This window comes from Parabacteroides sp. KHUB-02 (assembly GCF_056640955.1).
This window is the reverse complement of record NZ_JBWQEV010000002.1, coordinates 261,037-281,710: the sequence shown is the minus strand read 5'-3', so window position 1 is coordinate 281,710 and position 20,674 is coordinate 261,037. Positions and strand designations below refer to the sequence as shown.

The window sequence follows — 20,674 nt, the reverse complement described above, 5'->3', positions numbered from 1 at the left end:
AAAAAACATGTCATTTATCATTGTCGTACTTTGTTTGGCCTTATTGATTGTCTTGATATCCTACTTTAAGGTGGATGCTTTCATCGCGTTTCTGATCTCCTCTATCTTGGCGGGCATCGCTTTGGGCATTCCGTTGGAGAAGCTGCCGGACTCGGTGAATAACGGTATCGGGAGTATCTTGGGTGGGTTGACGTTGATTATCGTATTAGGCGCTATGCTAGGCAAGTTGGTGGCCGAGAGCGGAGCGGCACAGAAGATCGCTTCCGTGATGGTGTCGCTTTTTGGTACTAAGCATATACAATGGGGGCTGATGGTGACAGGCTTTGTCGTGGGTATTCCGTTATTTTATGGGATCGGATTTGTGTTGTTGGTGCCATTGATCTTCTCGATCGTGTATAAATACAAGCTTCCGGCGGTCTATATCGGGTTGCCGATGTTGGCGGCGTTGTCCGTGACGCATGGATTCCTGCCCCCGCATCCGTCTCCGGTAGCCTTGGTGGTACAATTCAACGCGAATATCGGCCTTACGCTGATCTACGGTTTATGTTTGGCGATTCCGGCTATCATTATCGCCGGGCCGGTGTTCGGCAGTCGGTTGAAACATATAAAATCCGGTCCGGTCACGTTGTTCGAGCAGAAAGAGGATAGCGGGAGATATAGCATGCCGGGCAAGGCGAATAGTTTTATCAGCGCTACGTTGCCTGTCTTTTTACTGATTATCGTGACGGTTATTCCTTATTGCTTTAAGGATATGGGCGAGATGGCGAGCGGGATAGTCTCTTTTATTGGTGCTCCTTCCATTGTAATGCTGATCGCCTTGTTGTTCGCTACATATACGCTGGGCATCCGGCAGGGACGTAGTATCAAGTCGGTTATGGCAGTCTATGGGGAGGCCGTGAAAGATATCTCTATGATCCTTTTGATCATCGCGGGTTCCGGTATCTTCAAGCAGATCATGGAGGATAGCGGGGTAAGCAATGAGCTGGCGACAAGCCTAGAGCAATTGCCCGTTCATCCGTTGATCTTGGGTTGGTTGATCTCTGCCGTGATCCGTTTGTGCGTGGGATCGGCTACGGTGGCGGCGTTGACGGCGGCGGGCGTGGTGATGCCTTTAGTTACGCAAACGGGTGCGAACCCGAACTTGATGGTTTTATCTTTAGGAGCGGGTAGCTTGATGTTCTCGCATGTCAACGATTCCGGCTTCTGGATGTTCAAGGAATATTTTAACCTAAGCATAAAGGATACGATCTGCTCATGGTCTATCATGGAGACGATCGTGTCGGTCGTAGGATTGATCGGGGTAATGATCTTAAATATGATTGTATAACAAAAGAATGATTGAGCAATGAGAAAGAGATGGCTGCTTAGTATCGTTATTATGCTTTTCCCTTTCGTCGCCTCGTTTGCGGCGGACCCGGAGGAAGGTACTTATCCAACGGTCGGGAGGCTTTTTCATATAGCACGAAGCGTGAATAAGAACTTGGTTTGTTACGATGTGAATCTGAGGGATGGTAAGCTGGATACACATGATCCCTTGAACGTTTATTGGGTCAATCGGGAAAAGCATCCGGGGGAAACCAATGGCTTGAGCTATATCCAACGGAAAATGGCTTATGGGTATAAACTGATCTCGGCGAGTGATAATGCTTGTGTATGCTCATTGACCGCTTATCCCTCCCGCCAGTTGACGATTACCAAACGTGATTCCCGCTATGTATGCTACATAACGATCAACAACCAACAGGCGATTCTCCAGTCCCTCTACGTTAAAGCCAGCTCTAAGAATCCTTTAAGCGTCGAGTATGTAGAGCTACAAGGAATCTCTGTCGCCACGAATCAACCGGTAACGGAAAGAGTCAGGAAATAGATCAATATATTTTTTTACTAACATATAAATGAAAGAAATTATGAGCATGATTAACGCAGATGAGAATTTTGAGAAATTAGGGTTGACCTTACCTCCCGCACCGGCTCCGGCCGGAGTTTACAAGCCTTGTGTGATAGATGGCAAATACCTGTATCTTTCCGGTCACGGGCCTGTGCGGAATGATAAATCCTTGATCATCGGACGTATCGGTAAGGACTTGACGATGGATGAAGGCAAACTCGCCGCCCAGCAAGTAGGACTTACCATGTTGGCGACCATCCAGGCGAACCTTGGTAGCTTCAACAAGATAAAGAGAGTGATCAAGGTATTGGGTATGGTAAATTGTACGCCCGATTTCGGAAAGCATCCTTATGTGATCAATGGCTGTAGCGAGTTGTTCGCCGCCGTATGGGGGCCGGATAACGGTGTAGGTACCCGTAGCGCCGTAGGATTCGGTTCTCTTCCCGATAATATTCCTGTAGAGATAGAGGCTTTGTTCGAATTATACGAATAAGCCATGGACGATTGGTACGTCATAAGTAATGTAGACCGGATAGACTCGCCAGCCTTGGCGTTCTATCCGGATCGTATTTCCGGCAATATCGAGTTGGCCAAGAGGATCATAGGCGATACGAACCGGCTTCGTCCGCACGTGAAGACGAATAAGGCGGCTGAGGTATCCCGCATGCTGCTGGATGCCGGAATCCGGAAGTTCAAGTGCGCTACGATTGCCGAGGCCGAGATGCTGGGGCATATGAATGCCCCCGATGTATTATTAGCCTATCAGCCGGTAGGCCCGAAGATTTCCCGCTTATTAGATTTGATAAAGGCATATCCCGCCACCCATTACTCCTGCTTGGTAGATCAAGCGGAGAATGCCCGTGCGATCTCGGCTCTTTGCGAGGCCGGGAATATCACCTTGGATGTCTTTATCGATCTGAACGTGGGAATGAATCGTACCGGAGTCCTCCCGGAGAGAGCGGAGGCACTGGTGGATGCCATCCTGCCGCTGAAGTCTCTGCAGATTATCGGGTTGCATGGCTACGACGGACATATACATGACGCGGAGCTATCGGTACGTTGCCAAGGTGCGGATGCAGCGTACGCCTTGACCGAACGTGTGTTCCGGGAGATATCCCGCAAGTTTGCCTATCCATTGGTAAAGGTGATGGGAGGTACTCCTACATTCCCGATGTACGCGAAGCGGAAGGATTGCGAATGCAGTCCCGGCACGTTTGTGTTCTGGGATTGGGGGTATGGAAACGCTTATCCGGATATGCCGTTCAAGGTAGCTGCCTTATTGATAACTCGGGTCATTTCCGTGCTGGATGAGCATCATGTTTGCGTAGATCTTGGTTACAAGGCGGTAGCCTCGGAAAGTCCTTTGCCCCGTGTGTTTTTCTTGAACCATCCGGAGGCGAAACCTATCTCCCAGAGCGAGGAGCATCTGGTCTTGGAAGTCCCGGACAGTCGGCTCTATCCATTAGGTTCCGTATTCTATGGCATTCCCGTTCATATTTGTCCTACGGTCGCTTTATACGACAAGGCTTATGTGATCCGGGATCGTGAGGCGATCGGCGAATGGCCTATCATTGCCCGTTCACGCCGCATCACCTATTAACGGTAATCAAATTTTCAATTATCAATTATCAACTCTCAATTAATAAAATGAATAAGCCATTTATTATCGACGCCCATCTCGACCTTAGCATGAACGCTTTGGAGTGGAACCGGGATTTGCGTGAACCCCTAAAAGAAATCAATCGGAGAGAAATCGGTATGACCGATAAGCCCGACCGTGGAAACGCCACTATATCGTTTGAGGAACTGCGTAAAGGAAACGTCGGGTTAGTAGTCGCCACCCAGATCGGTCGCTATGTAGGGCCGGATAATCCACTTCCCGGTTGGCATTCCCCGGAACAAGCTTGGGCGCAGACCCAAGGCCAACTCGCTTGGTATAAGGCGATGGAAGAGGAGGGCCAGATGGTCATGATCCGGGATAAGAAGGCCTTGGAAGCGCATCTGGCTCTTTGGAAAGACGGTGAACCCGCCGACAAGAAGCCGATCGGTTATGTATTAAGTATCGAGGGCGCCGACTCGTTCATCACGGTGAATCATGTGGAAAGGGCGTATGCTTATGGCTTGAGGGCGGTTGGCCCGGCACATTACGGCCCCGGAAGATATGCCAACGGTACGGATTCTACCGGTCATCTGAATGCCATGGGGAAAGAGTTGTTGCGTACCATGGATCGCTTGGGTATGATTCTTGACGTGACCCATTTATGTGATGAGGCTTTCTGGGATGCGTTGGATTTGTATAAGGGACCGATTTGGGCGAGCCATAACAACTGTCGGGCCTTCGTAGATCACAACCGCCAGTTTAGCGACGAGATGATCAAGGCATTGATAGAGCGTGGCGCCGTGATCGGTATCGCCCTAGACGCTTGGATGATGGTACCGAACTGGGTGCGAGGCGAGTCTACTCCAAGAGGCATGAACTGTGGTATGGAGATTATGGCGAACAATATCGATCATGTCTGCCAATTGGCCGGAAACGCGAACCATGTGGCTATCGGCAGTGATCTGGATGGTGCTTTCGGTACGGAGCAATGCCCGTATGACCTAGTAACGATCGCCGATCTCCAAAAGATATTCCCGATCCTTCAATACCGTGGCTTTACGGACGATGCTATCAACCGTATCGCCTCTGGTAACTGGATTGAGTTCTTACGGAAGCATTTGCCGGAATAAGCTACTGCAATCCGGGTTGCAGTGATACCGCGATGCGGATGCAGTGTTACTGCAACCCGGATTGCAGCGTCACTGCATCCGCATCGCGGTAAAAAGACAAACAAGGTGAGTCTATTTTATATCTGCAATACCAAGACGAACCGGCATCCCTTCTTATATTCCTTATCGATAGATAGGGTTCCGTTTAATTTACTAGCCATCAGTGCGCAGATGGGTAATCCCAAACCATCGCCTTGCGCTAGATCCTTCGCCTCATTGAATGGCTTGAATAAGTTCTCTTTTAGATCATCCGGTATGCCTATACCATTATCGGTAATGATAAATTGGCAAACATGAGCGCCTTTCCGTTTAAATTCCAGACGGATGTTACCGCTGGAAGTATATAATGCGGCATTCTTTAACAAATGTAATAAGACTTGCTCCAGATGCTCGGCGTTCGTCTTAATCTCCAATTGGGGCACGTCTGTTACGAGATTGACCTCCGGTTGAATATCCCCTTTAACCTTTTCCACGATTTTCTTACTGAAGTTTCCTACATTAAAAGAACTAACCTCATACGGTTCCATCAACGTATTCTCCAAGGAGGAAAGCTCTTGGATATGAACCGTAAACTGTTTCAAAGCCTCTACCCGTGTCCATACATCCTCGGCCTGCTTCGGAGCTACCGCCTGTAATTCTTTGGCGGATGCGCTAAGCTTGTTCAAGGTAGGCTCCATCTGAACCGATATGTTTTGGATGAATTGGGCTTGTTGTTCGCTATGCTCGTTTGTCGTCTGGATGATTTTCTTTAATTTCTTGTTCAGCACAATAAAGCGTAATAGAAGGAATCCCAAGAAAAGCAAGGCGGCTATCAGGATTACCACGAATGTGATAAGTCCGACAATCATATATTGCTTAACAGACAATTTATCGTCTTTCTCCTGTATTGTCTGTAGGCTCTGATCGTATTTTTGCTGTAATGCCCCTAGTTTATCCTCTGCCGTAAGAGCTTTTACGGAATCCGTCCATACGATGTATTTGTCGTAGGTACGTTCCATCAGTGGGGCGTTGTTTGCCTTACGAGCGATAGAGATCAGGTTCCGGTAGCAATCGTTCACCTTCTCGTATTCTTTTTTCTCCTTATACTGGTTGATCAGTTTCTGGAAAGCAGCATCCCCCTGCTCGTTTTGCCCGAACGTATAATAATAACCTGCTTGGGTATATAATAAATTGTTCGATAACTTCTCATCGCCCGCTTGGCTGGCCAGATTATCTAATGTATTGAGTTGAACTTGCGCTTGGGCGGCGTTCTTTAGCTTAATATACATTTCCAACCGCTCTTTCGTTACTTGGAAGCGTTGCTCATAGAGCGATTTCTGCAACTTCTGTTCCTCGGTTAAGATGAATTGGTTCATCTGGCGGCAAAGATCGAATGCCTCTTGGTAATAATTCTCGCGATAATATAGATAAGCCGCCTGCGTACCGGCATCGATCGCCTGTTTGTAATCACCTTTTTGGGATAAGCTCTTGTAAGCTTGTAAAAAAAGATAACGAGCTTTGGTGTAGTCTTTTTTTTCCAGGCTGCTTTGTGCCTGTGTCATAAATTGATTCGTCGTGTTTTGCGCCTGTGTGACAGGGTAGAAACAAAGCATAAAAGATAGTAAAAGATAAATGACCCTCATAACTTAAATTTTTTTGAAGTAAAAATATGTATTTACTGGGATTCATACAAAATATATCAGGGGAAAAATAATAGATATTTTATTTTAAGATACGATTTGTGTGTCAATATTCATATTTATTTTGTCAATTCTGAAAGTTCCGAACAAGTGGAATGTGCTATCTTTATCACATTTATTAACCTTAAGAATTGTGTTTATGAGTATATCCGTATTAACAAAAGGCATGTCGTGTCTATTCTTTTGTTTTTGTGTTTGTTGTATGAATGCGCAAGTAAGAAACACTGATCCTGTACGTCACTTGAGGATATCCGGTTATTTGGGGCAACGGATCGACGCTTGTATCGAGTATCGAGTGAAAGCTCAAGATGTGGATCATTTGGTGGAACCTTTCCGGCATAAGGAAGAGACCTCGCGCTGGCAATCGGAATTTTGGGGAAAATGGATACAAGGGGCGATCGCCTCATACCGTTATGATAAAGATCCTGAGTTGTACAAGATTATTAAGAATGGAGCGGAATTGTTGATGGAAACCCAATTGCCGAATGGATATATCGGTAACTATTCCGAGGAAGCACAGTTGAACCAGTGGGATATATGGGGGCGAAAATACACGGCTTTAGGTTTGATCGCTTATTATGACTTATCCGGGGATCGAAAAGCTTTGGATGCCGCCTGCCGGGTGATCGACCATTTGATGACGCAGGTGGGACCCGGAAAAGTGAATATCGTGACGACCGGTAATTATATAGGAATGCCAAGCTCTTCGGTACTTGAGCCGGTGATGTATCTGTATAATCGTACCCGGCAAGATAAATATCTGGATTTTGCCAAGTACATCGTAAAGCAATGGGAGACTCCGGAAGGCCCTCGATTGATTAGTAAGGCGATTGCGGATATTCCTGTCGCCGGACGTTTCCCACATCCAAAGGTTTGGTTCTCTCCGGAGAATGGACAAAAAGCATATGAGATGATGTCTTGTTATGAGGGCTTGTTGGAACTTTACAAGGTCACTAAGAATCCATTATATTTATCTGTGGTGGAGAAAACGATGAATCATATAATCAATGAGGAAATCAATGTGGCCGGTTCTGGTAGTGCGTTCGAGTGCTGGTATGGAGGCAAGGCGTTACAGACCTATCCTACTTATCATACGATGGAGACTTGTGTGACGTTCACGTGGATGCAGATTTGTGACAGGATGCTCGGACTAACCGGAAATTCCTTATATGCGGACCAGATCGAGAAGGCTATGTATAACGCTTTACTAGCCTCGCTGAAAGCGGATGCCTCTCAAATAGCGAAATACAGTCCGTTGGAGGGCTGGCGGCATGAAGGAGAGGAGCAATGCGGTATGCATATCAATTGTTGCAATGCGAATGGACCTCGTGCTTTCGCGATGATTCCGCGGTTCGCTTATCAGGTAAACGGCAGACGTATCGATGTCAACCTATATGCGGCTTCGAGCGTGGAGGTAGAGTTGGATAAAAAGACGAGGGTGTCGATGACGCAGGAGACGGACTACCCGATAGATGGGCAAATCCGGATTGTGGTGGAACCGGAGAAGACGAGTGATTTTACGATCGCCTTGCGTATCCCGGCGTGGAGTGAGCGAACTGTGGTGTCTGTCAATGGTGAGCCTTTAACGGATCTGTTGGCTGGAGCATACCTACCGATTCATAGGACTTGGGAGAAAGGGGATGAAATTACGGTGGAGTTGGATATGCGGGCTCGCTTGGTGGAGCTGAACGAGGCTCAAGCGATCGTAAGAGGCCCTTTGGTGCTGGCTAGAGATAGCCGCTTTAAGGATGGAGATGTGGATGAGGCTTCCGTGATCGTCAGCAAGGATGGTTATGTGGAATTAACTCCGGTACAAGCCCCCGATTTCGCTTGGATGGCTTTTACCGTTCCTATGGTTTTAGGAACGGATTTGGAAGGAAACGGCAAGGCTCGCCCGATTCATCTGTGCGATTTCGCATCAGCTGGTAATACGTGGAATCAGGCAGAACGTTATAGAGTGTGGCTACCAAAAACATGGAATGTCATGCGTACGCCTTATAAACCTTATTGAGCGGTTCACTCCAGCTCAATGCGTCCGATCCCTGAACTCCGAGGGTGTAACCCCTTCTTTCTTCTTGAAGAATGTGGAGAATTGGCCGGCATTCTCGAAATGTAGGCTATAGGCGATCTCGGAGATCGTCAAAGGGGTACTAGTCAGAAGCTCTTTCGCACGAAGGAGCTTCTGTTGTAATTGATATTGGGCGGGGGAGACGCCGGTGTATTCCTTAAACATCCGGCGAAACCATGAATAACCTAAACCAAGACGGGCAGCGATCTCTTCCGGACTTAATGGGTCCTCGATGTTCTCCTTCATTAATATACGTGCCTCGTTGATTTTATCTACGACATAGGTGTTCGTGAAGGAGTTGTTCTTTTCCTTATAATATACGGAGCCTAATATATGAAGCACGATACTGGAGATCATCTGTTGGTAACCGGATTTCTCCTCCGAGGCGAACTTCAGTATATCCTCATAAAGTCCGACGATCGTAGCGCTCAGCCCGATCCGGTGTAGCGGCTCTTCCTTGGTAAAGAATTTCTTCTCCACACGTTTATCGATATGAATGCCCCGGAAACCTACCCAATACTCATCCCATCCCGTTTCCCGGTCCGGATAATAACTATGCCATTCCCCGGGGAAAAGGAGGATCATCGTCCCTGCGTTTATCTTTTGCGATTTACAAGACTGGGAGGAAAAGTACCCGCTACCTTTCGTTATATATACCAATTGATACTCATTCAGGATGCGCCCGGTCTGAGGCTTGAAATTATACTTCTCCGGATGCCGGGAAAGCGGATAGGCGCAACCCGGCGGGATGAATTGATATCCGACCGTCGTGACGACGATTCCCCATTCCTCATCCGTAGCGCTGATCGTCAAGTAACGTAGTAAATCATTCCGCAGTTCGTTCATGTCAGATTTGAAAGGTTTAAAATCATTTTCGTAAGCAAATATAGCAATAATGCTTCTACTTTTGCTTTCGTCAAACAAATAACTTTGTTAAGCCATGAAGGAATATAATTTTCTAGCCTTTGATATAGGGGCTACCAGTGGACGGGCCGTGCTCGGAACCTTAAAGGATGCCAAATTTGAAATGAAAGAGATCCATCGGTTCCCGAATCCGATGGTGGAATTACACGGACGGTTTTATTGGGATATCTATCATCTTTATACTTCTCTTATAGAAAGCTTGACGATATGCGCCCGGCAAAGAATCCGGTTGCACTCGATCGGAATAGATACATGGGGGGTGGATTTTGGGTATGTGGCTTTGGATGGCTCTTTATTGGGCTTACCTCGTGCTTACCGAGATCCTTATACGGACGGCGCTCCCGAGGACTTTTTCAAACGGATTCCCAAGGAAGAGGTCTATAAGCGGACAGGTATTCAAGTGATGCCGTTTAATAGCTTGTTCCAGCTTTTCAGGGCGGGGCAAGACTCGTTTATACCGCAGGAAGTGGCGGAAAAGATATTATTCATACCGGACCTTTTGGCTTATATGTTGACGGAGCGTATGGTATGTGAATATACGATCGCTTCCACGTCTCAATTATTGAATCCGGAAACCCATAAATTCGATTACAAGCTCTTGGAGGCCGTGGGTGTATCTCCTACTTTGATGTGTCCGGTGGTGATGCCGGGGACGTTGATCGGGCGGTTGAGCGAGTCGATCGCCCGTAAGACAGGAATCGGGGAAATCCCGGTAATCGCCGTGGCTGGTCACGATACGGCGTCGGCGGTAGCCGCTGTTCCTGCTTCTTCTCCTAATTTCGCTTACTTGAGTAGCGGTACTTGGAGCTTGATGGGTATCGAGGTGGAGAAGCCGATCATCAACGAGGTCTCTTTCAAGAATAATTTCACGAATGAGGGGGGTATCGAGGGTACGACCCGCTTTTTGAAGAATATTACAGGTATGTGGATCTTGGAACGTTGCCGGGAGCAATGGAAGCGGTCCGGATTGGATTATTCGTACGATGATATGGTTCGGATGGCGGAGTTGAGCGAATTTACTTCTTTGATCAATCCGGATGATCCCCGTTTCGCCAATCCAGAGAATATGCTACGTGAGATCACGGCCTATTGTGAGGAAACCGGACAGGCTGTTCCCGCTTCGGACGCCGATTATGTACATTGTATATTTTATAGCTTGGCGAATCGTTATAAAGAGGTGCTGGAAATACTCAAACCGATGTCGCCACATCCGATCGAACGATTGCATGTGATAGGTGGTGGCTCTCGGAACGATCTGCTGAATCAGTTGACAGCCAATGCTGTCGGTCTTCCCGTATTGGCTGGCCCGTCTGAGGCGACAGCCATTGGAAATTGCTTGATACAGGCTAAGTCGGCAGGATTACTGACGGATTGTTGGGAGATGCGAAGACTGATAGCCACCGCATTCCCTCCCAAGGAATTTTATCCGGAAAGATGATACACATTCAAATCATATAAATTTAAAAACATCATACCATGACAAAAGACAGTTTAATTCAACAGGCATTTGAAGTAGCGGCAGAACGTTATGCGGCCGTAGGTGTAGACGTTCGTAAAGCTTTAGAGGATATGAAGAAAATATCCCTATCCCTGCATTGCTGGCAGGCCGATGACGTAAGCGGTTTCGAGAACCAAGGCGGCTCCTTGACCGGTGGTATACAAGTGACCGGCAATTATCCGGGACGTGCCCGTACTATCGACGAGTTGCGTCGGGATGTATTGAAGGCGAAATCCTATATCCCCGGTAATCATCGGCTTAGTCTGCATGAGATCTATGGGGATTTCCAAGGGGAGAAAGTAGACCGTGACGAGGTAGAACCCCGTCATTTCGAGAGCTGGATACAATGGGCGAAAGAGAATGATTTCAAGCTAGACTTCAACAGTACCTCTTTCTCGCACCCTAAAAGCGGAGATTTGACCTTGGCGAACCCCAGCGATGATATCCGTAACTTCTGGATCGAGCATACGAAGCGTTGTCGCTGGATCAGCGATGAGATGGGTAAAGCCCAGAACGATCCTTGTATGATGAACCTTTGGATACATGACGGGAGCAAGGAAGTACCGGCCAGCCGCTTACGTTATCGCCGTATCTTGGAGGAATCGCTGGATGAGATATTCGCTACCGAATATAAATGGATGAAAGATTGTATCGAGGCGAAACTCTTCGGTATCGGTCTGGAAAGTTATACGGTAGGTTCCTATGATTTCTATTTGGGTTACGGGGCGAAAAAGAACAAGATCGTTACCTTGGACACCGGCCATTTCCATTTGACGGAAAGTATCGCCGACAAGGTTTCCTCGTTATTGCTGTTTACGCCCGAGATCATGTTGCACGTAAGTCGTCCGATCCGTTGGGATAGCGATCATGTCGTGATCTTGAATGACGATGTGCAGGATTTAGCCCGTGAGATCGTGCGTTGCGACGCCTTGGACCGGGTACATATCGGTTTGGATTATTTCGACGCTACCATCAATCGTATCGGTGCTTATGTCATTGGTAGCCGTGCCACGCAAAAAGCCTTTATGCTCGCTTTGCTGGAGCCGATCGCCTTGCTTCGCCAGTACGAGGATGAGGGTAAGTATTTCCAGCGTCTTGCCTTGCAGGAGGAAGCGAAGAGTCTGCCTTGGGGGGCGGTTTGGGATATGTATTGTCTACAAAGTGGGGTCCCCGTAGGAGAATCTTATATCGCTGAGATCGAGAAATATGAGTCCGACGTTACCTCAAGACGGCAATGATAGAGATCGGGATCGGGTTGTTGATCATCGCGATCGGCAGTTTCGGGCAGAGTAGCTCGTACGTGCCGATCAATAAGATCCGGGATTGGAGTTGGGAAAGCTTCTGGTTGGTGCAAGGTATCTTCGCTTGGTTGGTTTTCCCTTATCTCGGAGCGATGTTGGCGGTACCGGAAGGGAGTACCTTACTGGAGCTATGGCGTTCGCCGGGTAGCTTGGGAGCGGTTATCTATGGCATGCTCTGGGGCGTCGGCGGGTTGACTTTCGGGTTGAGTATGCGTTATCTGGGCGTAGCTTTGGGACAGAGCATCGCCTTGGGTACATGCGCCGGTTTCGGTACGCTCTTCCCGGCTTTGTTCGGTGGAACGAATCTGTTTGAGGGAACCGGATTGATCCTGTTGACCGGTGTTTGCATTACCTTGGCAGGTATCGCCGTGATCGGTTACGCCGGAAGCCTGCGGGCCCGGAATATGAGTGAGGAGGAGAAGAAAGCGGCGGTGAAGGATTTTGCCTTGACTAAGGGCTTGGCGGTAGCCTTGCTTGCCGGTGTGATGAGCGCCTGCTTCAATTTGGGTTTGGAATCGGGAAACGAGGTGCTGGCGAAAGCGAGAGAGGCGGGAGCTAGCGATCTGTTCGCCTTGAATCCCGTGATACTGTTGGTTACTTTGGGCGGCTTTTGTACGAACGCTGTGTATTGTATTTTCCAGAACGTGAAAAACGGGACGGGCAAGGATTATTTCTCGGTATCGGGAGGTACATTGCTGAATAATGTCTTATTTTGCGCTTTGGCAGGCGTGCTTTGGTACTCGCAGTTCTTCGGACTGGGGATGGGAAAGAGCTATTTCTCGGATTCCCCGGTTATGCTGGCTTTCTCGTGGAGTATCCTGATGTCGTTGAATGTTATTTTCAGTAATGTCTGGGGCATCTTATTAAAAGAATGGAAGGGCGTGGATCGCCGGACGATCGTGGTATTGATTACCGGCATGTGTATCTTGATCCTTTCCTTATTATATCCGAATATAGTTTAATTAAAATAGACATGATAATACTAAGAAACAATGAACGCCTGATGGCGGAAATAGATCGTATCGCCGAGGTCGCCGGCTATTTGTGGACCAAGGGTTGGGCTGAGCGAAACGGCGGGAATATATCGGTGAACCTGACTACTTTATTGAGCGAGGAGGAGAAGGCGTTGCCGGCTTTGGTTTCCTCGATTCCCTTGCAAGAGGCGATGACGGCCTTATGCGGGCACGTCTTTTATGTGACGGGTACCGGAAAACGGATGCGTTACGTGGCGAAAGATCCTTTCGCCAACGGCTCTTTGATCCGTATCGCCGCCGATGGGAAATCGTATGATATCCTAGCGGAGCAACCGATCCAACCGACTTCCGAGTTGCCTTCCCATTTGTTGATGCACAATTTCTTGCGTGCGAAGGGACGGGATAACCGGGTGGTATTGCATACGCATCCGACGGATATTATCGGCATGACGCATTGTAAGCCGTTCTTGGATTCGGAGAAGATTACCCGCACGTTATGGAGTATGATCCCGGAATGTCGGATTATCGTGCCGAAAGGGGTTGGTATCGTTCCTTACGAGATACCGGGCACTTTGGCGTTGGCGCACGCTACGATCCGCCAATTGGAGGAGCACGACGTGGTGTTCTGGGAGAAGCACGGTATCCTTGCCGTCGGTGAGGACCTGATCGAGTGCTTCGATGCGATCGATACGTTGAGTAAATCCGCCCAGATCTATTTCAGTGCCCGCATGACCGGTTACGAGCCGGAAGGTATGACGGATCAGCAATTGGATGACTTGGTTCCGGCTTTTGGACTCTAGCGTATGCGAAAGAAATTAATCATTCTATTCATAGGGATCGGTTCGTTCACGTTGTTCGCCCAGCAGCGAGACCATCGGACACGGGAGTATATCGCCCCGGTCCGTATTGTCTGGCAGCAAGATAGTTCGCGAATTACGGGAGCGAACCATTTGCTTGTTCCGGGCAACGGACAGTCGGATTTGGCGAATAATCGGTTGTGTGTGTTGAAAAGTACGCCAACCGAACATCCCGCTTTGCTGCTTGATTTCGGGAAGGAGTTGCAAGGCGGCCTTCAGCTGGTGACCGGTATGCCGCCGTCTCACGATCCGGTTTCCGTGCGGGTTCGTTTCGGCGAGTCCGTTAGTGAGGCTATGTGCGAGATAGATGGCGCGAACGGGGCGAGCAACGATCATGCGATGCGGGATTTCGTGGTATCGCTCCCTTGGCTGGGCGTGCAGGAGATCGGTAATTCCGGTTTCCGTTTCGTGCGTATTGATGTATTGGGTGATTCTACGGAGTTGCAATTAAAAGAGGTTCGTGCGATCTCTACGTTTCGGGATATTCCTTATCTGGGCTCTTTCCGTTGTAATGACGAGCGGTTGAACCGGATCTGGAAGACAGGTGCGTACACGGTCCACTTGAATATGCAGGAATATCTATGGGACGGCGTAAAACGGGATCGTCTGGTCTGGGTGGGGGATTTACATCCGGAGGTAATGACGGTCAGTACCGTCTTCGGTTATAATGAGGTGGTTCCTAAGAGCTTGGATTTGATTCGGGATATTACGCCGCTGCCTAGTTGGATGAACGGTATCAGTTCGTACTCGATCTGGTGGTTGTTGATTCAGCGGGATTGGTATTATTACCAAGGGAATCTTGCGTATCTGCAAGAGCAACGCTCTTATATGACTGCTTTGTTGCGTCACTTGATCTCGAAGGTTGACCCAAGCGGACAAGAGAGACTGGATGGGAACCGTTTCTTGGATTGGCCTTCCAGTGAGAATACACCCGCTATCGATGCCGGCCTTCAATCGCTGATGATACAAGCCATGCGTGCGGGAGAGGAGTTATGTACCGTTTTAGGCGAGGATGCGTTGGCTTCGGAATGTCGTATGGTAGCTTCCAAGGCTATTAAGTTTTCCCTTCGGAAGAAATCCCGGTTCCCTTCGGAGAAAGATCGGATTACGCCCGGGGATAAACAGGCCGCCGCCTTGATGGCTCTGGCGGGTATCATGGATGCTAAGGAGGCGAACGAGCGTTGCTTGGCGGTGGACGGGGCGAAAGGCTTCTCTACGTTTTACGGGTATTATATGCTACGGGCGATGGCGTTGGCTGGTAATTACCAAGGTGCGTTAGATGTGATCCGTACGTATTGGGGAGCTATGCTGGATGTAGGTGCTACGACGTTTTGGGAGGATTTCAATATGGAATGGCTTCCTGACGCAGGGCGTATTGATGAGCTGGTCCCCGCTGGAAAGAAAGATATTCATGGAGATTATGGGGCGTATTGCTATCAAGGTTTCCGCCATAGCTTGTGCCATGGATGGGCTTCGGGTCCCACATCGTGGTTAAGCGAGTACGTATTGGGCGTACAAGTGGTGGAACCGGGTTGCCGTACGGTACGTATCATCCCACATCTGGGAGATCTCGAATGGGTGGAAGGTACGTTCCCCACGCCTTATGGGGTGATCGAGATCCGGCATGAGAAAGGTGCGGACGGTAAGGTGATAAGCCATATCAACGCTCCTGAAGAGATACGAGTTACCCCGTAGCTCTTATACTTAGTTGTAGAATGTATATAATTATAGAATATATGAAACAAACTATTTGCATCTACGCTTTCGCCGCCCTCTTATTAGGCGGTTGCAAAAGCAATAATGAATTAACGATACCTACGAATCTCCGTACGGAATACCTTACGGAGCCTATCGGCTTGGATACTTCGTCTCCTCGCTTTACATGGGAATACTCCGGAAATGAGGAGGGCTTTAAGGCTTCCCGCTATGAGGTGCGGATCGGTACGAGTCCGGACGACTTGCGGCCCTATGCGGAAGGAATGGCCCTGAAACCTCATACCCGTTATTACTGGAATGTTACGGTATGGGATGGTGAAGGGCGTCCGTGCGCTACCTCGGAGACGGCTTCTTTCGAGACCGCTAAGTTCGATCCCTCGGATTGGTCTGCCTCTTGGATTACCGATCATAAGGATAAAGAGTTCGAGCCTGCCCCTCTGTTCCGCAAGTCTTTCCCGGTAGGCAAGGAAGTGAAGGATGCCCGTGTGTACGTAGCATCTGCCGGGTATCATGAGCTATTCATCAATGGCGAGCGGGTCGGAACGAATTATCTGGACCCGGGGTATACGCATTTCGATAAACGTATCTTGTACGTGACGCATGATGTTACCTCTTTGCTGAAGCAAGGCGACAACGCCGTGGCCGCTGTTCTGGGAAACGGCTGGTACAATGAGCAGTCCGTGGCGGTCTGGAATTTTCATGAGGCACGCTGGCGGGATCGTCCCCGCCTGCTATGTGAGTTGCGTATTACCTATACGGATGGTACGACGGAGGTGATTGGTTCGGACGAGACTTGGAAGACTTCCACCGGGGCCTATACCTATAATAATATATACAGCGGCGATAAATTCGATGCCCGGCTGGAAGAGGCCGGATGGAAAACCGCTCATTTCGACGATAGTAAATGGGAAGCGGCACTTCCGGCGCAGGCTCCGGCACCTCTGTTGGTAGCCCAGCAAATGCCGGGAATCCGTATCACGGAAGAGGTGAGGCCCGTGTCGATGAAACGTTTCTCCGATCAGTTATATGTATATTCTTTCCCGAAGAACATGTCCGGCCTTTGCCGCTTGAAGGTGAAAGGTGAGGCGGGAACCCGTATCACGTTAAAACATGGTGAGTTGTTGAAGAAAGATGGTCGCTTGGAGCAAGGCAATATCAATGTATATTATCATCCGGTCAAACCGGACGAGGTATTCCAGATGGATGTCTTTACCTTGAAAGGTACGGGAGAGGAGGAGATCTTCATGCCTTCCTTCTCTTATCACGGTTTCCAATACGTGGAGGTGGAGAGTAGCCGTCCCGTTACTTTAACGGAAGAGAACTTGACAGGCTTGTTTATGCATACCGATGTCCGTCCGTCCGGTTCCTTCGCTTGTTCGAATCCTCTATTGAATAAGATATGGGAGGCTACGATGCAGGCTTACCGCAGTAACCTGCACAGTATCCCGACCGATTGCCCGCAACGGGAGAAGAATGGCTGGACAGCCGACGCGCATATCGCGATCGACCTCGGTTTGCTGGGCTTCGATGGTATCACGCTTTATGAGAAATGGATGAATGATATTATCGATAACCAGCGTGAGGCGGGTGAGATTTCCGGTATCATTCCTTCCAGCGGTTGGGGATATGGCGAGTGGCCGGGTCCGGTTTGGGACGCTGTCATGTTTATCATCCCGAACGCCTTGTATGATTATTATGGAGAGTCTCGCAGTATAGAACGCTTATATCCTACGATGCTGCGATATCTGGATTATTTGAAGACGAAAGAGAAAGACGGTTACTTGCCGTTTGGCTTGGGTGACTGGGTGTATTGGAAAGCTACGACGAATAATGAATATACCTCTACCGCCTACTATTATCTGGATTATAAGTTGATGGCTCGCTTCGCCTCTTTGCTGGGCAAGGACGCCGCTCCTTATCAAGAGAAAGCGAATACCCTCAAATCCTTGATCAACCGGAAGTTCTTCAACGCCGAGACCGGTGTGTATGCCGAAGGGACCCAAACGGCGCAAGCCTTGGCCTTGTATCTGGGACTTGTACCGGAAGGAAAGGAACAACTCGTGGCGGATAAGCTGCGTGAGGTGGTAGCGGGAAATAACTATTTCTTGGACTTCGGTCTTTTAGGCAGTAAGACCGTTCCGGCCATGCTTACGAAATATGGCTATATCGAGGATGCCATGAAGATGATCACGAAGACCGAGGCACCTTCTTGGGGATATTGGGTAGAGACGATGGGTTACTCCACATTGCCGGAGACGTGGACACTTAGTCCGAAGTTTGCCGACGCTTCCTTGAACCACGTCTTTATGGGAGATGTCTCCGCTTGGATGATGAACCAGCTGGCCGGTATCAATCATGACGACTCGGCTCCGGGCTTCCGTCATATCCGTATCACGCCTCATTTCGTGAAAGAACTGGATTGGGCGAAAGGTGAGTACCATTCCGTACGCGGCCGTATCGCCAGCGAATGGAAACGGGAAGGGGATAAGGTTATGCTTACCGTGACGATTCCGGCTGATTGCTCCGCCGATATCGTGGTAGGCGATCAGACCGAGACCGTATCCGCCGGTACGCATACGTTTTCATATCCGGTGTGATAAGAACCGTATGACTTTAGTAAGCCGGTAATGACATCGCCTATATTGGCTTATTTTACCTAGTTGTAGAGACGGGGCGTGCCCCGTCTCTACAACTGGGGATTTCGAAAGCAAATAATTGAGAACCTTAAAGATTAAACGTATGAACAAGCTACTTCTTGCTCTTCTATTGTTTCTCCTATCTTTCAGCTGGATAAAAGTGACTGCCTCGGACAGTTGTCCCGCTGCCTTCCCTTGGAAAGCCCAATGGATCAATACCGAGCGTTGCCAAAGCGCTACGAATACTTGGTTGATCTACCGTAAATCATTCGCTGTGACGGATGTCCCGAATCAACTCATCGCCCGTATCGCCGCCGATTCCAAGTATTGGCTTTGGATCAACGACCAACTGGTTGTCTTCGAGGGTGGCTTGAAAAGAGGACCTTCTCCTTCCGGGACTTATTACGATCCGGTAGATATCGCCCCTTACCTGACAAAGGGCTCGAACACCATCGCTATCTTGCTCTGGCATTTCGGGAAAGACGGTTTCAGTCATATCAACAGTGGGAAAGCAGCTTTGTTATTCGAGGCGATCGCTCCGGGACTGGAGATCGTCTCCGACGCGAGCTGGCAGTGTGCCTTGTATGAGGCCTATCAAAATACCGAGGCCCCTTTCCCGAATTACCGTATGCCGGAGAGTAATATCCGCTTCGATGCCCGTCAAGCGATAACAAACTGGAACCGTACGAGTTTCGAAGGTTCCCTTCCGGGGGCGGTCTGCGTCGGTAAGGCGGGGAAAGCTCCTTTCGGGGAGCTGGTGGAACGTCCGATACCCCAGTGGAAAAACAGCGGCCTGTTATCCTATGTATCCGTCCGGGAATCCTTGAGAGGCGATACCCTGTTCTGTCGTTTACCCTATAATGCCCAGATCACTCCGTATCTGAAAGTAGAGGCGGAGGCCGGGAAGACTATCCACATCCGGATGGATAATTACGAGGGAGGAAGCGAGCGCAACGTACGTGCCGAATATATTACCCGTGAGGGTGAGCAGGAATACGAAAGCTATGGCTGGATGAACGGCCATGAGGTCTATTACATCATCCCCGAGGGCGTGAAGGTGCTGGATGTGAAATACCGTGAGACCGGTTACAACACGGACCTCGCGGGCTCTTTCCATTGTGACGACCCGTTCTACGACGAGCTTTGGCAACGTTCTGCCCGCACCTTATACATAACGATGCGTGATAATTATATGGACTGTCCGGACCGTGAACGTGCCCAATGGTGGGGTGACGAGGTGAATGAGCTAGGCGAGGCTTTCTACGCCCTTTCTCCGTCCGGGCAGAAACTAGCCGTAAAAGGCATCCATGAATTAATGAATTGGCAGCGGGAGGACGGAACGCTCTACGCTCCGGTTCCGGCGGGTAATTGGGATAAGGAGCTTCCTTTACAGATGTTGGCGTCTATCGGTTGGTACGGTTTTTATACACAATATTATTATAGTGCCGACAGTAGTTTCGTTCCGGTGATATACGACCGGATGCGCCGTTACCTGCACGAGGTCTGGCAAGTCGATAAGAGTGGCTTGGTGATCGAGCGTCAAGGTGCTTGGAGCTGGGGCGACTGGGGCGAGCATGTCGATATGGGCGTATTGACCAACTGCTGGTATTATCTGGCCTTGAAAGCGGAGCGAGCCTTCGCCCTGCAACTCGGCAAGGATAAGGATGCCGATGAGATCTCCCGGATGATGCGTAGCATAGAACGTTGTTTCGACACGAAGTTCTGGACAGGTTCCGCCTATCGCTCCCCCGGCTATAAAGGGGAGACGGACGATCGCTCCCAAGCCATGGCGGTTGTTTCCGGGCTGGCCTCGAAAGATAAGTATCCGGCGCTGACGAAGGTACTTAAAAAGGAGTATCACGCCAGCCCTTATATGGAGAAGTATGTCCTAGAGGCCCTTTTCCAGATGGGCGAGCCGGCGTTTGCCTTGGAACGGATGAAGCAACGTTACACCCGTATGCTGGATTATGCCGAATACACGACCTTGTTCGAGGGATGGGGCATCGGAGCCGAGGGCTTCGGTGGCGGCACGATCAATCACGCTTGGAGCGGTGGCCCGCTTACCTTATTGAGCCAGAAGGTCTGTGGTATCGAGCCAACCTCTCCCGGCTTCCGTACCTTTAAGATCACGCCTCAACTGGGTTCCTTATCGGAAGCCTCTGCCTGCCTAGAGACTCATTATGGAACCATCCAAGTAAGTATCAAGAAGAAAGGCAAGCGATTGAAGTTCGATCTCCAAATCCCGGAAGGCACCTCCGCCGAACTGATAAGACCGAACGGCACTCGCAAGCATCTCGGCCCGGGGCACCATTGGGTGGATTAGTAATCTGTGTGTTTGTTATGTTTCTCAAAAACAGAAGCAAA

Annotated in this window: 15 protein-coding genes; 13 read left to right on the top strand and 2 right to left on the bottom strand. The window is 49.3% G+C overall.

What is annotated here, in order from left to right:
- The first annotated feature begins 7 nt into the window (after positions 1-7).
- The 5 genes from ACYIA1_RS21685 to ACYIA1_RS21665 are packed head-to-tail and all read left to right on the top strand — an operon-like array spanning position 8 to position 4,618.
- The gene (locus tag ACYIA1_RS21685; protein WP_005856449.1) at positions 8-1,327 is read left to right on the top strand and encodes a gluconate:H+ symporter; all 1,320 of its coding nucleotides are present in this window, start codon (positions 8-10) and stop codon (positions 1,325-1,327) included.
- Positions 1,328-1,345: 18 nt separating this feature from the next.
- Positions 1,346-1,867: a DUF4833 domain-containing protein gene (locus ACYIA1_RS21680; protein ID WP_005856451.1), complete on the top strand. Its 522-nt coding sequence runs from the start codon at positions 1,346-1,348 to the stop codon at positions 1,865-1,867.
- 40 nt (positions 1,868-1,907) lie between these two features.
- Positions 1,908-2,381, top strand: coding sequence for a RidA family protein (locus ACYIA1_RS21675; protein ID WP_005856453.1), 474 nt, complete (start codon positions 1,908-1,910; stop codon positions 2,379-2,381).
- Positions 2,382-2,384: 3 nt separating this feature from the next.
- On the top strand, positions 2,385-3,488 hold the full coding sequence (locus ACYIA1_RS21670; RefSeq protein ID WP_008780489.1) for a D-TA family PLP-dependent enzyme: 1,104 nt from the start codon (positions 2,385-2,387) through the stop codon (positions 3,486-3,488).
- A 47-nt stretch (positions 3,489-3,535) separates the two neighbouring features.
- Positions 3,536-4,618 carry a dipeptidase gene (locus ACYIA1_RS21665; protein WP_005856457.1) on the top strand — a complete coding sequence of 361 codons (1,083 nt, stop codon included), beginning with the start codon at positions 3,536-3,538 and terminating at the stop codon, positions 4,616-4,618.
- Between the two features lie 116 nt (positions 4,619-4,734).
- Here the strand turns inward: ACYIA1_RS21665 and ACYIA1_RS21660 are convergent, their stop codons facing one another.
- Positions 4,735-6,279, bottom strand: coding sequence for a sensor histidine kinase (locus ACYIA1_RS21660; protein ID WP_057328511.1), 1,545 nt, complete (start codon positions 6,277-6,279; stop codon positions 4,735-4,737).
- A gap of 196 nt (positions 6,280-6,475) precedes the next feature.
- Here ACYIA1_RS21660 and ACYIA1_RS21655 point away from each other — a divergent pair, with 196 nt between their 5' ends.
- On the top strand, positions 6,476-8,347 hold the full coding sequence (locus ACYIA1_RS21655) for a glycoside hydrolase family 127 protein (protein WP_122382954.1): 1,872 nt from the start codon (positions 6,476-6,478) through the stop codon (positions 8,345-8,347).
- Positions 8,348-8,362: 15 nt separating this feature from the next.
- Here the strand turns inward: ACYIA1_RS21655 and ACYIA1_RS21650 are convergent, their stop codons facing one another.
- Positions 8,363-9,250 (bottom strand): AraC family transcriptional regulator, encoded by an 888-nt coding sequence (locus tag ACYIA1_RS21650; RefSeq protein ID WP_005856470.1) that lies wholly within the window; start codon positions 9,248-9,250, stop codon positions 8,363-8,365.
- Between the two features lie 94 nt (positions 9,251-9,344).
- Here ACYIA1_RS21650 and ACYIA1_RS21645 point away from each other — a divergent pair, with 94 nt between their 5' ends.
- The 7 genes from ACYIA1_RS21645 (at position 9,345) to ACYIA1_RS21615 (ending at position 20,633) form a co-directional block, all read left to right on the top strand.
- Complete coding sequence (locus ACYIA1_RS21645) at positions 9,345-10,766, top strand: rhamnulokinase (protein WP_057326354.1); 1,422 nt, start codon at positions 9,345-9,347, stop codon at positions 10,764-10,766.
- A gap of 38 nt (positions 10,767-10,804) precedes the next feature.
- Complete coding sequence (locus ACYIA1_RS21640; RefSeq protein WP_009276030.1) at positions 10,805-12,064, top strand: L-rhamnose isomerase; 1,260 nt, start codon at positions 10,805-10,807, stop codon at positions 12,062-12,064.
- Complete coding sequence (gene rhaT, locus ACYIA1_RS21635; RefSeq protein ID WP_085939812.1) at positions 12,064-13,089, top strand: L-rhamnose/proton symporter RhaT; 1,026 nt, start codon at positions 12,064-12,066, stop codon at positions 13,087-13,089. Before ACYIA1_RS21640 ends, rhaT begins: the two co-directional genes overlap by 1 nt.
- 11 nt (positions 13,090-13,100) lie before the next feature.
- A complete protein-coding gene (gene rhaD / locus ACYIA1_RS21630) occupies positions 13,101-13,901 on the top strand; it encodes a rhamnulose-1-phosphate aldolase (protein ID WP_036651062.1) in 801 nt (266 codons plus the stop codon).
- 3 nt (positions 13,902-13,904) lie between these two features.
- On the top strand, positions 13,905-15,653 hold the full coding sequence (locus ACYIA1_RS21625; RefSeq protein ID WP_122382952.1) for an alpha-L-rhamnosidase-related protein: 1,749 nt from the start codon (positions 13,905-13,907) through the stop codon (positions 15,651-15,653).
- 20 nt (positions 15,654-15,673) lie between these two features.
- Complete coding sequence (locus ACYIA1_RS21620; protein WP_480336384.1) at positions 15,674-18,271, top strand: family 78 glycoside hydrolase catalytic domain; 2,598 nt, start codon at positions 15,674-15,676, stop codon at positions 18,269-18,271.
- A gap of 142 nt (positions 18,272-18,413) precedes the next feature.
- Complete coding sequence (locus ACYIA1_RS21615) at positions 18,414-20,633, top strand: alpha-L-rhamnosidase-related protein (RefSeq protein ID WP_480336383.1); 2,220 nt, start codon at positions 18,414-18,416, stop codon at positions 20,631-20,633.
- Positions 20,634-20,674: the final 41 nt, after the last annotated feature.